This is a genomic window from Gemmatimonadales bacterium, assembly GCA_019637315.1.
Lineage (GTDB): Bacteria > Gemmatimonadota > Gemmatimonadetes > Gemmatimonadales > GWC2-71-9 > SHZU01.
Genome location: JAHBVU010000002.1, coordinates 23,297 through 38,265, shown reverse-complemented (window position 1 = coordinate 38,265; position 14,969 = coordinate 23,297). Strand labels below are relative to the sequence as shown.

The window sequence follows — 14,969 nt, the reverse complement described above, 5'->3', positions numbered from 1 at the left end:
GGAAGCGCCGGGTTCGCGCAACTGCTCCCCTGGCATCCGACGCCCGAGACGGGCATTTTCCCCCACGATGCTCGTTACCCTTCGCCCCGCACTACTGGCCGCCGGCCTTGTCCTCAGCCAACTCGCGCTGTCCCCGGCGTCGGCCCAGGTACCGGCTTCGCTTGCCGCACCAGGGCTTCCGCTCCTGGTGCCCAAGGGCCGGATCCAGTGGACCCTGACGGGTGAGTTCGAGAATTGGGATTGGCGCTGGAACAATGGTGGGCGGGAAGAGTACGTCGCCGACTTCAATGCCCCCCTCGACCGGCGTTTCCTGCCAACGCTCGGTGCCAGTGAAGAGGCCTTGCGGCGCGCCACCGGGATCCAGTCGCTCAACCTCTCGGTCGGGCGGGCCATTGCATCACAAATCGTCGGACGCAACACCTTCGGGGTCGGCGGTGCCCTCGGCCTGACGCGCTGGCTGACGGTTCGCGGCTGGGTCCCGATCGTGGCCGTCGACGCCGAGCAGCGCCTTGCCATCGATTCCTCCGGCGCCAATGCCGCGTTCAATCCGGCCAGTCCCGTCTACGGCGACGCCACGGGACGAGCCACAACGCAGTCGTTCTTCATCGAACTGAACTCGGCGCTTGCCCTTCTCAGCGGGCGCCTTGCGGCGGGCGACTACGACAGCGACCCGCCGCTCAAGCAGCGAGCCGTCGAGACGCTGGCCAGAGTCCAGGCCAAGCAGGCTGAGTTGAGTGCGCTCTTGCAGAGCCCAACTGCCGACTTTGCGCCGACCCAATCGTCCGCTGCAGGAGTGGCTCTGTTGCAGGTCGTCGCGACGCTCCGGAGCGATCTTGCCGCTGTCGGCATCAACGGCCTGACTGGCCAGCCAGCGCTTCCGGGATCGCGGCTCGGCTATGCGGGCTTCGAGAACTATCTGACCAACCCGGACGGTGTGATTCGCACCGGCCGGATCGACACCCCCGTCTACTCCTATCTGGGCGACGTCGAGGTGGGCGCTTCGATCGGACTGATCGACCGCTTCCCTGCCTCAGCGTTCGGCAGCGGCATCCGGACGGTCCTGGACGGCACGGTCCGGCTCAGAACGGCGCAGCTCGACCGACCCGACCGGTTGTTCGATGTCGGCACCGGCGACCGCCAGCCCGATGTCGAGCTTTCCCTGGTCACAGACCTGGCGGTGGGCCGACTCGGTGCGCGGCTGACCGGTGGTTACAACCTCCAGTTGCCGGGCAACCAGAACCGCCGGGTCACACCGCGAGATCAGCCCATTGCCCCGGCAACCTCGCTCGCCGGAGTCCGCCGCGATCCGGGCGACGTGCTACGCCTGTCAGCACAGCCGTTCTTCCGGCTGGCGCCTTATCTGATGCTCTATGGCGGGGTGGACTACTGGTCGCGGGGTGTCGATGAGTACAGCTATGTGGCGGGTCAGCCCGACATCGAGGGTGTCGACCTGGCTGTCCTGGCGGATGGCAGCGAGTCGACCTTCATCACGGTCAACGCGGGACTGACGTACTCCCATTCCGGCATCGACAAACTCGGGCGGCGGAAGCTGCCCATGGACGCCAGCTTCCGGTACCAGCGGATCGTCCGGAGTCAAACTGGGATTCTTCCGGACGCGCACCTGGTCCGGATCGACCTGCGGTTTTACACCCGCCTGTTCGGCGAACGCAACGGCGCAACGGCCCGCTAGCGCCCGACCGGCTGTCCCAGCAACGTGGCAGCGTGCCGTCGGGCCGAGTCGCCGTCGGCGTCGCCCAGCATCCGGGCAATCTCGGTGACACGATCTTCGCCGTGCAGGATCTCGACGTCGCTGGTGGCGACACCTCCCTTCGCCCGCTTGCTCACCACGAGATGGCGATCGGCCCGTGCCGCAACCGTCGGCAAGTGGGTAATCACCAGCACCTGGTGCCGAGCCGCGACATCCGCCAGGGCCGCGCCGAGTTGCGGACCAACCTCACCGCCGACCCCCTGATCGATCTCGTCGAAGACCAGGGTGGGCACCCCGTCCTGCCTGGCAAGCGCCACCGTCAGGGCCAGCAGCAGGCGCGAGAGTTCACCGCCGGACGCCGCGCGGTGCACCGGCCGTGCTTCGAGACCGAGATTGAGCTGGGCGGAAAACTGAACCTGATCGGCGCCATGCGGTCCGATCGGATCCAGTGGCAGCAGCCCGACCTCGAAACGACCGCCCGGCAGGCCAAGCTTGGGCAGTTGCCGGTTGACCGCGCGGGCCAGCCGATCGCCTGCGATTCTGCGGCGGTCGCTCAGCCCGCGGGCTGCGGTTCGGAGCGCATCTTCGGCGGCCCGCCGTCGCGCGGCCAGCGCGGCGAGGTCGAACTCCGCCCGATCGACCAGGTCGAGCTCTGCCGCAGCCTCGGCGCGGGTCTCGAGGATCGCAGCAACCGTCGCCCCGTGCTTGCGGGCGAGCCGGTCGAGCACGTCGCGGCGTGATTCCAAGTCGCGCAACCGCCGGGGGTCGTCCTCGATTCCGCGAGCGTAGTTGCGCGCGAGGCGGGCCAGTTCTTCGAGCGACGCGTAGGCGCCATCGAGACAGCTCCGCCATTCGGTCACTGCCCCGTCGAGGCGCTCGAGACGGGTCAGGGCGCGCTCGGCGTCGTGCAACGCCTTCAGCATGCCATCGTCGTCTCCGTCGACGGCTGATGCAATCCGATCGCTCAAACCGCGCATTTCCTCGGCATGGGTCAACCGCGTGATGTCCTGATCGAGCCGCTCCTCCTCGCCTCGAGTCAGCTTCGCAGCGTCGATCTCGGCCACGACATGACGAAGGTAGTCGGCGCGCTTGAGGGCCTCGTCTCGTCGTCCGATCAGGTCGGACTCCTCGCGGGCCAGGTCCACCAGGGTGCGGTGCGCGGCGGCCACCGCGAGCGCATCCGCCCGGGCGCCCGCATAGGCGTCGAGCAGCTGTCGTTGCGCATCGGGTTGGCGAAGGGATTGGCTCTGGTGCTGACCGTGGAGGTCGACCAGCCAGCCGCCGATCGTTTCGAGGGCGGCAACGGTGGTCGGACTGCCATTGACCCAAGCCCGTGAGCGACCTTCGGTCGACACGTCGCGCCGGATCACCAGCCGGTCGTCGACGGGATCGAGACCGAGGGACTCGAGCACCCGGTCGACCCCTTTCGGCAGCGGCTCGAAGACCGCCTCGACGACCGCCTTGCCGGCACCGGGTCGGACGGCCCCGCTCTCGGCGCGCCCCCCGAGCAGGAGGGCCAGCGCATCGACCAGCATCGACTTGCCGGCCCCGGTTTCGCCGGTCAGGACATTGAGACCGGGTCCGAGCTGCAAGGTCGCGTCAGCGATGGTGACCAGGTCGCGAACCCGAAGTTCGCTGATCATTGCCGCCCGTCGCGCTCGGCGAGGTCGCCCCAGCGAAGGCTCTCGCGGAGCCGGCTGAAGTAGGCGCGCGGGCCCAAGCGCACCAAGTGCACGAACTCGGGACTCCGAACGATCTCGACCACCTCATCCGGACCCAGGGACATTGCTTGCTGCCCATCGACCGAAATCAGCAGATCGCCGACGGACCCTTGGAGCGGCACGATGCCGATCCGCGAGCTGGCATGGATGACGAGCGGGCGAACCGCCAGGGTGTGGGCACAGATCGGCGTGATCACGACCGCGCGGACGCCGGGCGCAATGATCGGCCCGCCAGCCGACAGCGAGTAGGCGGTCGACCCGGTGGGCGTGGCGATGATCAGGCCATCGGCGCTGTAGGGGCCGACTTCCTGGTCGTCGACGGTCACCGTGAGCTGGATCATCCGCGCGACGCCGGCCTTGTGCACACAGACATCGTTGAGCGCCTGGGGCAGCGTGAAGCGGGAGCCACCTTTGCCGACGATTTCCGTGTTGAGCGCCAGGCGAGGCTCGACCTCGTATTCACCCGACGCCAGCTGCGTCACGGCCTGATCGAGATCCGCGCGGGTGCACGCCGTCAAGAACCCGACCCGTCCGAGGTTGACGCCGAGCAGCGGCACCGGCCGGCCCGCAAGCTGCCGGGCGCCGCGCAACAGCGTTCCGTCGCCCCCCAGCGTCAGCAGGGCGTCGAGTGTGCTGGTATCGATCAGGGGAATCGGCTGCCCCCAGAGCGAAGCCAGTTCTGGCTCCGTCTGGAAGCTGATGCCGAGCGACTGGGCGCGATCGGCCAGGCCCGCGAGAATGGCGGAGAGGCCGCGGTAGCGAGGATTGCCGATGACGCCGACGTTCATCGAGCCTCGAAGCTGGGCTCGTGCTGGAGTGCAAGCACCCGCGCGGCAATCTGCGGACCGGTCAGTCCAAACCAGGCCAACTGCTCGGCCCGAGGCGCCTGCTCGACCAACTGGTCCGGAACGCCCAACGTGACGACCTGGACCTCAGGATGGGTTTCACTCAACTCTCGGGCCAGGTACGCACCGAAACCGTTGACGACACACCCTTCCTCCACCGTAATGATCCGTTTGGTGCCGGCCAGGATGGTCTCCAGCATCCCACGATCGTAGGGCTTGATGAAGCGGCAGTTGACCACTGCGGCATCGACCCCGTCCGCTTCGAGACGACGGGCCGCATCCAGTGCCGGAGCCACCATGGTGCCCACCGCGAGGATGGCCGCATCGGCGCCGCTCCGCAGCATTTCCCAACTGCCAAACGGCACCGCAGGAATGGTATCGATCGGTGACGCCTCCGCGGGCGCCTTGTCTCGCGGATACCGGGTGCAGAAGGGGCCGTCGTTGTACTGCAGTCCGGTCTTGATCAGGCCGATCAGTTCGTCCGCATCTTTGGGCGCCGTCACGACCATCCCGGGCACCGCCAGCATGTACGGGATGTCGTAGAGGCCCATGTGGGTCTGACCGTCTTCGCCAACCAGCCCAGCGCGGTCCATGCAGAACATGACCGGCAGATGCTGCACCGCAACATCATGGATGATGTTGTCGTAGGCGCGTTGCAGGAAGGTCGAATAGATGGCGCAGACGGGACGGACCCCCTGGGTCGCCATGCCGGCGGCAAAGGTCACCGCGTGCCCCTCGGCAATCCCGGTATCGAAGAACCGCTCGGGCCACTTGCGCTGGAAGATGCCGGTGCCGGTGCCCGACGGCATTGCCGCCGTGATCACCACGAAGTCACGATGATCTTCGGCCAGGGCGGTCAGCGCTTCACCGAACACCTGCGTCCATGCCGGCGGTCCGCTGGCGGCCTTGCGCAGGTCGCCTGTTTCCGGATCGTACGCCGCCAGGCCGTGCCACTTTTCCTTGTTGGCCTCGGCAAACGAGAAGCCCTTGCCCTTTTCCGTCAGGATGTGGATCACCCGGGGGCCGCTCAGGGAGCGAACGAACCGGAAGGTGTCGCAGAGCTTGCCGACGTCATGCCCGTCGATCGGTCCGAAGTACCGGAAGCCCAGCTCCTCGAAGAACATCCCCTCGGAAAAGAGGTTCTTGGCGCTCTCCTCGACGTTCTTGGCAAACTCCACCACCTCGTCGCCAAAGACCTTCCCGGCTTTGAGGGTCCAATTCTTGACGATATCGCGCAGTCGATTGGTAAAGGGGCTGGCAACGATACGACCGAGCGTCTTGCTGATGGCGCCAACGTTCGGCGAGATCGACATCCCGTTGTCGTTGACGATCAGGATGACATCGCGGTCGGAGTGACCGGCGTTGTTCATGCCCTCATAGGACAGCCCGCAGGTCAAGGCGCCATCGCCGACGACAGCCACAACCTTGTAGTCGAGTCCCAGCAGATCCCGCGCGGTGGCCATCCCGAAAGCCGCGGACATGGCCGTACCGGCATGCCCCGCCCCGAACTGGTCGTGCTCGCTCTCGCTCCGCTTGAGAAAGCCTGAGATCCCGGCACGCTGCCGAAGCGTATCGAACCCCGTGTCGCGCCCGGTGAGCAACTTCCAGGCATAGGCCTGATGCCCGACGTCCCAGACAATCTTGTCCGTCGGGGAGTCGAACTCGTACAGCAGCGCAATAGCCAACTCGACGCATCCCAAGCTGGCGCCGATATGACCGCCGGTAACCGAGCAGGCTTGAATCAACCGCCGGCGAACATCCTCGGCGAGTTCAGGCAGCTGATCGCGGCGGAGCTGTTTCAGGTCGGCCGGACCCCGAAGCGTCGATAGGAGCGACATGCAGAATCCCTCAGGACTGTCGATTCACAATATAACGGGCCAGACTGGGCAAGGCCGGGTCGACGATCCCCGCCTGGTCGAGCGACCGGACCGCCGCGTCGGCCAGCCGAATCGCCTCGGCCCGAGCCCGGTCGACCCCGAGAAAGCGAACATAGGTGGACTTGCCCAGCGACGCATCGCGCCCGGCTGTCTTGCCCAGCTGCGCCGTGGTGGCAGTCGCGTCGAGCACATCATCGGCAACCTGAAAGGCCAGCCCGATTTCCCGGCCGAACCCCGCCAGGCCGGCCAGCAGCACCGGCGACGCCCCGGCCGCGAGCCCGCCGACAACGCAGGCCGCCTCGATCAGGGCACCGGTTTTCCGGGCATGAATGGCCGTGAGTTCCGCCGCCTCGAGGGCCCGGCCCTCGGCATCCAGATCGAGCCATTGGCCACCAACCATGCCACGGATCCCGCTGGCCGCCAGCAACGTCCGGGCAACCGCCTGTCGGATCGAACACGGCAGATGCAGCTCGTCGGCAGCTTCGCACAGAACCTCGACCGCGACCGGAACCAGCAGGTACCCGACCCGGGTGGCCGTCGCGACGTCGAAGGTGACATGGGTCGTCGGGCGCCCGCGACGACGGGCATCGTCGTCCATACAGGGCAGGTCATCGTGCACCAGCGAGTAGGTGTGAATGACCTCGACCGCAACCGCTAGCCGCGCAATGGCAGCCGCCTGACCTCCCGCCGCGCGATAGCTGGCCAACACCAGGGCCGGTCGGATCCGCTTGCCCGAGGTTTCCAGCGCGTACTGCAGCGCCTCACCGAGCTGACCGGACACCTCCCGCCGCAACCGTGCGGCAAGTTCCAGGAGGTGATGCTCGGCGATCGACTGGGCTTCGGCGAGCAGGGCTTCGGCAGCGCCCTCAGCCATCGAACCGGGTCAGCTTGAGCACCCCGGCGGCGTCGGTCAGCACTCGTTCGACCTTGGCCTCGGCCTCGGCCAGGCGTTCCTTGGCCGCCCGCAACCGACCCACGCCCTCCTCGAACAGCGCCAGCGCACCATCGAGATCCAGGTCGTCGCGTTCGAGCGCGTTGACGATCTGCTCGAGCCGGTCGAGATCGGCGCTCAGCGGATCGGTCATTCGGCCCGTGCCTGGACGGCGCCATCCGCCACACGGAGGGTGAATCGCGTTCCCGGCGGCAACTGGCTCTGACGGGTAACCACCCGGGCGTCCTCCGTCTGGGCCACGCTGTACCCACGGGCCAGCACCGCCAGCGGATTGAGCGCATCCAGGGCGGTCGCGAGCCGTTCGAAGCGGCGGGTCTGGCGCTGCAGCCGTCCGGTCATGGCGTGGCGAGCCCGATCGGCGACGCGGTCGACCCGCTCGCTCTGCCAGTCGATTCGCCGGCGCAGCCCGCCGGCCAGGCGGTTCCCCAGCGAGCCGACATGCCGTGCGACTTCTACGCGATCGGGCAGCGCCAACTCCGCAGCAGCCGACGGCGTCGGGGCACGAACATCGGCGACAAGGTCGGCCAGCGTCACGTCGGTTTCGTGGCCGATGGCCGAGATGACCGGAACGCCGACCCGAGCCAGGGCCCGACAGACCGCCTCGGCGTTGAACGCCAGCAGGTCGTCCTTGGCCCCGCCACCCCGGGCCACGATGCAAAGGTCGATACCGGTCAGGCGATCGACGGTGTCGAGTGCCTCCACCAGCGTGCCGACGGCGTCGCCGCCCTGCACCCGAGCCGGCACAATCACGATGCGGGCGGCTGGCCAGCGACGGCGCGCCACCGTGACGATATCGTGAATCACGGCGCCGTCACTGCTGGTAACCACCGCGAGGCCTCGCGGGAAGGCGGGCAGCGGACGCTTGCGGGCGGGATCAAAGAGCCCGTCGCGCTCGAGCAGCTCGCGGGTCCGCTCCAAGGCCAGCTGCTGGACCCCGACACCACTGGTCGGCAGCACCGTCACCGCCGAAAGCCGCAGCTCGCCCCGCGGCGCCCAGACCGTCGGCGTGCCCAGCAAGTACACCTCGGTACCTTCGGATGGCGGCACCCGCAGGCGCTCCGCATAGGTGCGCCACATGACGCACCTCAGCTGCGCATCGGCATCGCGCAGCGAGAAGTACCAGTGGCCGGCCTCGTAGGCCTTGAAGCCGGCAATCTCGCCTTTGACCCAGACTTGTCCCAGCGCGCCTTCGGTCAGTTCCTTGAGGGCGCCTGCCAGCTCCGAAACCGAGAACGCCGCCCGGGCGCTGTCGGCGCCAGGCGATGCTGCCGGCGCCTCGCCGAACAGGTCGATGGGTGCCGTCCTGCGACGTTTCACGACGGTTGCCGCGCCGCCTGAACCGTGTTCATCAGCAACATGGCAATGGTCATCTTCCCGACTCCGCCGGGCACCGGCGTGACCGCGCTGGCCACCTGCATCGCCTCGTCGAACGCTACGTCGCCGACGATGCGGTACCCCTTGGGTGCGGTGGGATCCGCGACGCGGTTGATGCCGACATCGATCACGACGGCTCCGGGCTTGATCATGTTGCCACGGACAAAGTCCGGGCGACCGATCGCGACCACCAGCAGGTCCGCCTGCCGAGTCAGCGCCGGGAGGTCGCGGGAGCGGGAGTGGCAGACCGTGACGGTGCAGTTGCCGCCTGGCGTATCCTGCACCAGCAGGCTCGCCATCGGCTTGCCCACGATGTTGGAACGGCCAACCACGACCGCGTGGGCGCCTTTGGTCTCGATGCCCGATCGAATCAGCATCTGCTGCACCCCGTAGGGCGTAGCGGGCCGAAAGGCCAGCGGATCACCGATCGAGACCCGGCCCACGTTCATGGGATGAAAGCCGTCGACATCCTTGCGCGGGTCGATTCTGAGCAGAACGCGATCGCCGTCGATCGACTTCGGAAGCGGCAACTGGACCAGAAAGCCGTGAATCGTCGGGTCGGCGTTGAGGCGGTCGATCACGGCCAGCAGCTCCGCCTCGGTGGTCGTATCCGGCAGCCGAATGGTTTCCGAGTGCATCCCCGCCTCGAGGCAGGCGCGCCCCTTGCTTGCCACGTAGACCTTGCTCGCCGGGTCGTCGCCGACGATTACGACGGCCAGCCCGGGCGTGATGCCGCGCTGACGCAGGGTGCGAACCTCGCGTTCGACGTCCTGGCGAATCTCCGCAGCAAGCGCCGTACCGTCGAGAAGCCTGGCGCTCACTTGGCCACTCCGGTGGCGCGGGTCTCTCGGATCACGGTGACCCGGATCTGCCCGGGATACTGCAGTTCACCTTCGATTCGTTTGGCAATCGTTTCCGCCAGCTCCTGCGAGCGAGCATCATCTATCTTTTCAGGCACCACGATGACTCGAACCTCCCGACCTGCCTGGATCGCATTCACTTTGTCGACGCCATCGAAGCTCGAGGCAATTTCCTCGAGCTTGGTCAGGCGCTTGACGTAGGTCTCGAACGACTCGCGCCGGGCACCCGGCCTGGAGCCGCTGATCGCATCGGCCGCCTGCACCAGCACCGACTCTGCCGTCTGGTGGGGTTCATCGTCGTGATGCGCGGCAATGCAGTTGATGACGAGAGCGTTTTCCCGGTACTTGGTCGCGACCTCGACGCCGAGCTGCACATGGGTGCCCTCGTTGTCGTGGGTCAGCACCTTGCCGACGTCGTGGAGCAGACCGCCCCGCTTGGCGAGCTGCACGTCGAGATGCAGTTCCGCAGCCATCATCCCGGCAATCCAGGCAACTTCTTTGGAATGCTCGTAGATATTCTGGCCGTACGAGGTGCGGTAGCGCATCCGACCGACCAGCTTGATCATCTCCGGATGGAGGCCGTGGATGCCCGTCTCGTAGGCGGCCTGCTCGCCCAGCTCGACAAGCTGCTCCTCCAGTTCCTTCTGGATCTTCTTGACCACCTCTTCGATCCGTCCGGGATGGATCCGCCCATCCGTGATCAGGGCTTCGAGCGCACGGCGCCCGACTTCGCGCCGGATCGGATCGAAGCATGACACGATGACGGTATCGGGAGTGTCGTCGATGATCAGGTCGACGCCGGTTGCCATCTCGAAGGCGCGGATGTTTCGGCCTTCGCGACCGATGATCCGGCCCTTGAGCTCGTCGCTCGGCAGCGCCACGGCGGACACGGTCGTTTCGGCCGTGTGCTCGGCGGCCAGGCGCTGGATCGACATCGCAATGATCCGCTTGGCCTCGCGATCGGCATTCTTTTTCGCCTGGTCCTTGATGTCGCGCACCAGAGCCGATGCCTGGGCCCGAGCTTCGTCCTCGACCCGCTGGAAGAACTCCTTCCGGGCCTCCTCGACCGAGAGCCCGGCAATTCGCTCGAGCCGCTGGCGCTGCTCGTGCGCCAGAGCGTCGACTTCCTTGAGCCGGGCGTCGATCAGGACTTCCCGCTGCGCCAGGGCGCTCTGCTGCCCGGCAACCGATTTGCCCTGCCGATCCAACTCCTCACCACGGCGTGTGAGCGTTTGATCGCGCTCGTCGAGTCGCCGCTCGACCCGGTCGATTTCCTCGCGGCGGCGACCGACTTCCTTCTCCGCTTCTTCGCGCAGCCGGAGCGCCTCCATCTTGCCTTCGACCACGGCGGCGGCGCGGACCTTGTCGGCCTCGGACCGGGCATCGGCGGCGGCTCTGGTCGATTCCTCCCGTGCTGTCGCGATCAGGCCGGCCGCATCACGTCGTTTGGAACGCAACACGGCTGAATACCCAAGCAGCGCGACGAGGGCACCTCCAATCGCCCCGGCGCCCACCAGGACGATCTCCATGAGGGGCATGGCTGTATCTCCGAACGCGGCGACAGGAGCGCCGCGATTGATGTGTGAGTCCGAGCTTCCTGTTACGACCCGACCAACTGCTCCAATCGCGCGGCGACCGCCCGAACCCGAGCGGCGGTCCCCTTTTCCGCCCGCTGCGCCTGGAAGAGCTCGTCGGTTACCGCGAGCCCGGCCAGGATGGCGGCACGATGCGCATCTACCGTCGGCAACGCCGCGCGGATCCGTTGAACGGCCTGATCGAAATGATCGGCGACCGCCTTGGTGTATTCCGCCGGGTGATCGGAACTCACCAGCAGCTTATGGCCGCCGATGACCACCTCGACGGGACGGGAATCGCTCATCGCCGTTCTCCCGCGGTTTGACCACCCATGAAACGGACCCGCGTCCGCAGCTGCTCCAGCTGTTCGCGCGCAGCTTCGACTCGACGCCTGAGCGCCAGATTCTCCGCTTCGACTTCCTCGATTCGCTGCCGCAATGCGGCCAGGTCGTCGGTCGAAACGGCCGGCACCTGATTTCGCACAGCCACGAGCTCAGCCTCCGCCGCAGCGGTGCGACCGCGCCAGCGATCCAGCTCGGCCTCGAGGGCCGCGACCGCCCCTTCGAGGGCCGTCAGTGCGTCATCAGCTCCGGAGGCTTGCGCCAAGATGCTTCTCCACGGCAGCGCGTATCCGATGCACCGCCTGATCGACTTCCACGTCCTTGAGGGTCCGATCGCGGCTGCGGAATCGGAACCTGAATGCCACACTTCGCGCCGAGTCAGGCACGCCCGCCCCGCGATACTCGTCCACCACGTCGATCGCTTCCAGAATGGCGCCCCCGACCCGGCGCGCTTCCGCGAGAACCGCAGCGGCGGGAACGGTCCACGGCACCACCAGCGCTACATCGCGATTGGCGGCCGGAAAGGCCGGCGGGGGTACGAACGGCGGTACGGATCTGAGGCTTGGATCCACCTCGATCTCGAATCCGAAGAGCGGCGCGGCCCACACGGGCGCGTCGCCCTGTTCGAGCCCGGCCTGACCAACCTGCCGATCGCCGACCATAGCCACCAAGCGATCTCCCGCAACTTGCACCGTCGCCCCAGGATTCGCCAGGGACACGGCGCGCTCGAACAACCCCTTCAGATCCCAGCAGTCGAGGTCGGGCGTCCCCCCCGAATCGGTCCAGTGCCCGGCCAGGCGAGCCCCGGTCACGACCCCCGCGACCCGGAGTGTTTCGACCGGACGGCGGCCCTCGGCCGGCCTCGCAAAGCCAGTCCCGATTTCGAAGAGCCGGATGTCGCGCACCTGGGCCGCCCAGTTCGACTCCACCTCCCGAATCAGTCCGGACAGCAGCCGCTCACGCAGGTATCCGTGATCAGCCGAGAGCGGATTGAGGACCGGAACCGCAGCGGTCCCCGTCGCAGGGCCGATGGGCAGGAGCACCGCCTCGAACAGCCCCTCAGCAGTCAGCCCACGACGAATCGTCTGCGAGACGAGTTCACTCGGAGCATCGACCTGCGCGCCCGGGCGGAAGGGACGAAGCCCGTCGGGCAGCTGATCATACCCGTAGATCCTGGCCACTTCCTCGACCAGGTCGATCTCCGTCGTCAGATCACGCCGCCACCCGGGTACGTCGACGGCAAGGCGAGCGTCATCCGGTTTGGCCAGCACCGTCGCGCCGATGGCGACGAGCGTCTTCTCGATTGTGGTCAGCGGCAGGTCGAGCCCGATGACCTGGGCAACCCGGGCCTGTCGGAGAAAGATCCGCGGCGGGTGAACGATCTCGGGCCAGACGTCGACGGCGTCGACGAGACGTCCACCTGCCACCGCCAGAACGAGTTCGATGGCACGCCGGAGCGACTCTGACACCGAGAAGAGGTCGGCGCCCCGCTCGAAGCGCTGACTCGCCTCGGTGGCCAGTCCAAGCGCGCGACGGGTGGCTCGGGTTGCCGCCGGATCCCACCAGGCGGCCTCGAGCACGACGGTGGTTGTGGCCGCGCCCACTTCGCTGTCCCCGCCACCCATGACGCCGGCCACACCGAGCGCAGCGGTCCCATCGGCAACCACGGTCATGGACCCGGTCAAGGCTCGGTCGACCCCGTCCAGGGTCGTCAGCCGCTCACCCTCGCGCGCCAGGCGCGAGAGCAGCCGACCGCCCCCGATTCGACTCGCATCGTAGGCATGGAGCGGTTGACCGATCTCGAACATCACATAGTTCGTGATGTCGACGATGTTGCTGATGGACCGCTGGCCGATGGCGGCGAGGCGGCGGACCAGCCATTCGGGCGAGGGACCGACCCGCACATTCTCGATCACTGCTGCGGCAAAGCGCTTGCCCGCCGCTCCCGCCTCGACCGCCACCTCGAGGCCGTCAGGCAGCGCCTCACACTCGGCCAGCACGCCTGATGCTCCGGTCGCCCGACGGATCGTCGCGCCGACGGCCGGGTTGACCCCGGGCACAGCCGGAAGCCGGTAGCGGAGCTTGAGCGACGCAGCCAGCTCTCGGGCCACACCTTTGTGCGAGAGCAGGTCGCCTCGCATCGGCGAGATGTCGAGCACCAGGCGCTCATCCGCCAGATCAAAGACCTGGAGGATCGGTGTTCCGGCCGGATGATCGCCCTCGAGCGTCAGCAGCCCGTCATGATCGGCGCCCATACCCAACTCATCCGCCGAGCAGAGCATGCCTTCGGACACCTCGCCGCGCAGCTTGCGCTTTTCGAGCGTGATGCCATTGGGCAGCGTCGTCCCGACCGGCGCAAACGGATAGCGGCCACCGAGCACGACATTGGTGGCCCCGGTGACGACCTGGCGGCGCTGATCGCCGCCGATGTCGACCTGACAGACCTGCAGCCGGTCGGCATTGGGATGGCGGCTCAGTTCCACCACCTGGCCGACGACGACAGGCGCAAGCTCCGCACCGAGCGGCTCCACCGCATCGGGGGGCAGCCCCAGCATGGCGAGCCGCGGCACCAGGTCCTTGCTGTCGAGCGGGTGCTGGAGAAACGCCTCGAGCCAGCGACGGGAGACGTTCATCGATCCACTCCTCCGAACTGGCGCAGCAAGCGCATGTCACCGCTGTAGAGATAGCGGATGTCGGGCAAGCCGAAGCGATTCATGGCCACCCGGCCCGGCCCCATCCCGAAGGCCCAGCCCGTGTAGCGCTCGGCGTCGACCCCGGCATTGGTCAGCACGTTGGGATGCACCATGCCGCATCCGAGGATTTCCATCCAGCCGGTACCCTTGCAGGCCGGACAGCCGCTGCCGTGACAGAGCTGGCATTCGACGTCCAGTTCCCCCGAGGGTTCGGTGAACGGGAAGTACGACGGCCGGAAGCGAACTTTCGTGCTCGGGCTGAAGAACCGATGCACAAAGTGGGTCAGCGTGGCTTTCAGGTCGACCAGCCCGATGCCTTGATCGACGGCCAGGCCCTCGATCTGGGCAAAGGCCGGGGCGTGCGACGGATCGAACGGATCGTTCCGGTACACCATGCCGGGAATCACGACCCGGTAGGGCGGCGGGCCGCTCTGCATCACCCGGATCTGCACCGGTGAGGTATGGGTGCGCAGCAACAGCTTGCCGCCCGCGCGTTGCCCTTCCGACGCCGGCTCCACCGTGTCAGTCAGGTAGAGCGTATCATGCGCATCGAGCGCGGGATGATTCTCCGGGAAGTTGAGGGCGAAGAAGTTCATCCACTCGTCCTCTACCTCCGGACCCACCGCCACCGCGAAGCCGAGGCTGCGGAAGATCTCACAGATCTCAGCCGTGACCTTGGTCACCGGGTGGTCGGCGCCCACCCACCCGCGCCGGCCGGGCATGGTCAGGTCGCGGCGTTCCGCCTCACCGGCGGAACCGGTCAGGGCGGCCTCGCGGCTCTCGAACGCCGCCTCGAACGCCTGCTTGAGCCGGTTGACGGCCGCACCGAAGGGCTTGCGCTCCTCGGGGGCCAGGGTCGGCAGCGATTTGAGCAGCGCAGTCAGGACCCCTTGTTTGCGGCCCAGGAGCGCAATCCGCTCGTTGTCGAGCGCCGCCGCGTCGAGGGCCGCGAGGGCCTCGAGGCGCGGGAGCAGCGCATCCAGCTCGGAATATCCAGTCGGCTCCATGCAGAGAACGGCCCTA

Annotated in this window: 13 protein-coding genes; 1 reads left to right on the top strand and 12 read right to left on the bottom strand. The window is 67.4% G+C overall.

Translation table 11 applies throughout. From position 1 onward, the window contains the following. Window positions 1–67: 67 nt before the first annotated feature. Window positions 68–1,690: a hypothetical protein gene (locus tag KF785_02055; GenBank protein MBX3145528.1), complete on the top strand. Its 1,623-nt coding sequence runs from the start codon at window positions 68–70 to the stop codon at window positions 1,688–1,690. On the opposite strand, the gene recN is transcribed toward KF785_02055, so the two are convergent. From recN to pheS, 12 genes are all read right to left on the bottom strand, one after another. Next, window positions 1,687–3,351 carry a DNA repair protein RecN gene (gene recN, locus KF785_02050; protein ID MBX3145527.1) on the bottom strand — a complete coding sequence of 555 codons (1,665 nt, stop codon included), beginning with the start codon at window positions 3,349–3,351 and terminating at the stop codon, window positions 1,687–1,689. The genes KF785_02055 and recN overlap by 4 nt on opposite strands. Next, the gene (locus KF785_02045) at window positions 3,348–4,217 is read right to left on the bottom strand and encodes an NAD(+)/NADH kinase (GenBank protein ID MBX3145526.1); all 870 of its coding nucleotides are present in this window, start codon (window positions 4,215–4,217) and stop codon (window positions 3,348–3,350) included. Before KF785_02045 ends, recN begins: the two co-directional genes overlap by 4 nt. Continuing rightward, on the bottom strand, window positions 4,214–6,112 hold the full coding sequence (dxs, locus tag KF785_02040; protein MBX3145525.1) for a 1-deoxy-D-xylulose-5-phosphate synthase: 1,899 nt from the start codon (window positions 6,110–6,112) through the stop codon (window positions 4,214–4,216). Before dxs ends, KF785_02045 begins: the two co-directional genes overlap by 4 nt. A 10-nt stretch (window positions 6,113–6,122) precedes the next feature. After that, a complete protein-coding gene (locus tag KF785_02035; GenBank protein ID MBX3145524.1) occupies window positions 6,123–7,025 on the bottom strand; it encodes a polyprenyl synthetase family protein in 903 nt (300 codons plus the stop codon). After that, a complete protein-coding gene (xseB, locus tag KF785_02030; protein MBX3145523.1) occupies window positions 7,018–7,236 on the bottom strand; it encodes an exodeoxyribonuclease VII small subunit in 219 nt (72 codons plus the stop codon). Before xseB ends, KF785_02035 begins: the two co-directional genes overlap by 8 nt. Next, window positions 7,233–8,420 carry an exodeoxyribonuclease VII large subunit gene (gene xseA, locus KF785_02025; protein ID MBX3145522.1) on the bottom strand — a complete coding sequence of 396 codons (1,188 nt, stop codon included), beginning with the start codon at window positions 8,418–8,420 and terminating at the stop codon, window positions 7,233–7,235. The genes xseB and xseA overlap by 4 nt, the downstream gene beginning before the upstream one ends. Then, window positions 8,417–9,298 carry a bifunctional 5,10-methylene-tetrahydrofolate dehydrogenase/5,10-methylene-tetrahydrofolate cyclohydrolase gene (locus KF785_02020; protein ID MBX3145521.1) on the bottom strand — a complete coding sequence of 294 codons (882 nt, stop codon included), beginning with the start codon at window positions 9,296–9,298 and terminating at the stop codon, window positions 8,417–8,419. The genes xseA and KF785_02020 overlap by 4 nt, the downstream gene beginning before the upstream one ends. Continuing rightward, the gene (gene rny / locus KF785_02015; GenBank protein MBX3145520.1) at window positions 9,295–10,875 is read right to left on the bottom strand and encodes a ribonuclease Y; all 1,581 of its coding nucleotides are present in this window, start codon (window positions 10,873–10,875) and stop codon (window positions 9,295–9,297) included. The genes KF785_02020 and rny overlap by 4 nt, the downstream gene beginning before the upstream one ends. Window positions 10,876–10,937: 62 nt before the next feature. Next, window positions 10,938–11,216, bottom strand: coding sequence for a cell division protein ZapA (locus tag KF785_02010; protein MBX3145519.1), 279 nt, complete (start codon window positions 11,214–11,216; stop codon window positions 10,938–10,940). After that, entirely contained in the window at window positions 11,213–11,518 is a 306-nt protein-coding gene (locus KF785_02005) for a hypothetical protein (protein ID MBX3145518.1), read from the bottom strand. Before KF785_02005 ends, KF785_02010 begins: the two co-directional genes overlap by 4 nt. Next, window positions 11,496–13,886, bottom strand: a complete 2,391-nt coding sequence (gene pheT / locus KF785_02000) for a phenylalanine--tRNA ligase subunit beta (GenBank protein MBX3145517.1) — start codon at window positions 13,884–13,886, stop codon at window positions 11,496–11,498. The genes KF785_02005 and pheT overlap by 23 nt, the downstream gene beginning before the upstream one ends. Continuing rightward, on the bottom strand, window positions 13,883–14,953 hold the full coding sequence (pheS, locus tag KF785_01995) for a phenylalanine--tRNA ligase subunit alpha (protein ID MBX3145516.1): 1,071 nt from the start codon (window positions 14,951–14,953) through the stop codon (window positions 13,883–13,885). The genes pheT and pheS overlap by 4 nt, the downstream gene beginning before the upstream one ends. Window positions 14,954–14,969 lie beyond the last annotated feature (16 nt).

Coding starts and splice junctions, on each gene's coding strand:
- pheS (MBX3145516.1), bottom strand. CDS start 14,953: ATGGAGCCGACTGGATATTCCGAGCTGGATGCGCTGCTCCCGCGCCTC.
- recN (MBX3145527.1), bottom strand. CDS start 3,351: ATGATCAGCGAACTTCGGGTTCGCGACCTGGTCACCATCGCTGACGCG.
- rny (MBX3145520.1), bottom strand. CDS start 10,875: ATGCCCCTCATGGAGATCGTCCTGGTGGGCGCCGGGGCGATTGGAGGT.
- KF785_02010 (MBX3145519.1), bottom strand. CDS start 11,216: ATGAGCGATTCCCGTCCCGTCGAGGTGGTCATCGGCGGCCATAAGCTG.
- KF785_02055 (MBX3145528.1), top strand. CDS start 68: ATGCTCGTTACCCTTCGCCCCGCACTACTGGCCGCCGGCCTTGTCCTC.
- KF785_02035 (MBX3145524.1), bottom strand. CDS start 7,025: ATGGCTGAGGGCGCTGCCGAAGCCCTGCTCGCCGAAGCCCAGTCGATC.
- pheT (MBX3145517.1), bottom strand. CDS start 13,886: ATGAACGTCTCCCGTCGCTGGCTCGAGGCGTTTCTCCAGCACCCGCTC.
- xseB (MBX3145523.1), bottom strand. CDS start 7,236: ATGACCGATCCGCTGAGCGCCGATCTCGACCGGCTCGAGCAGATCGTC.
- dxs (MBX3145525.1), bottom strand. CDS start 6,112: ATGTCGCTCCTATCGACGCTTCGGGGTCCGGCCGACCTGAAACAGCTC.
- KF785_02045 (MBX3145526.1), bottom strand. CDS start 4,217: ATGAACGTCGGCGTCATCGGCAATCCTCGCTACCGCGGCCTCTCCGCC.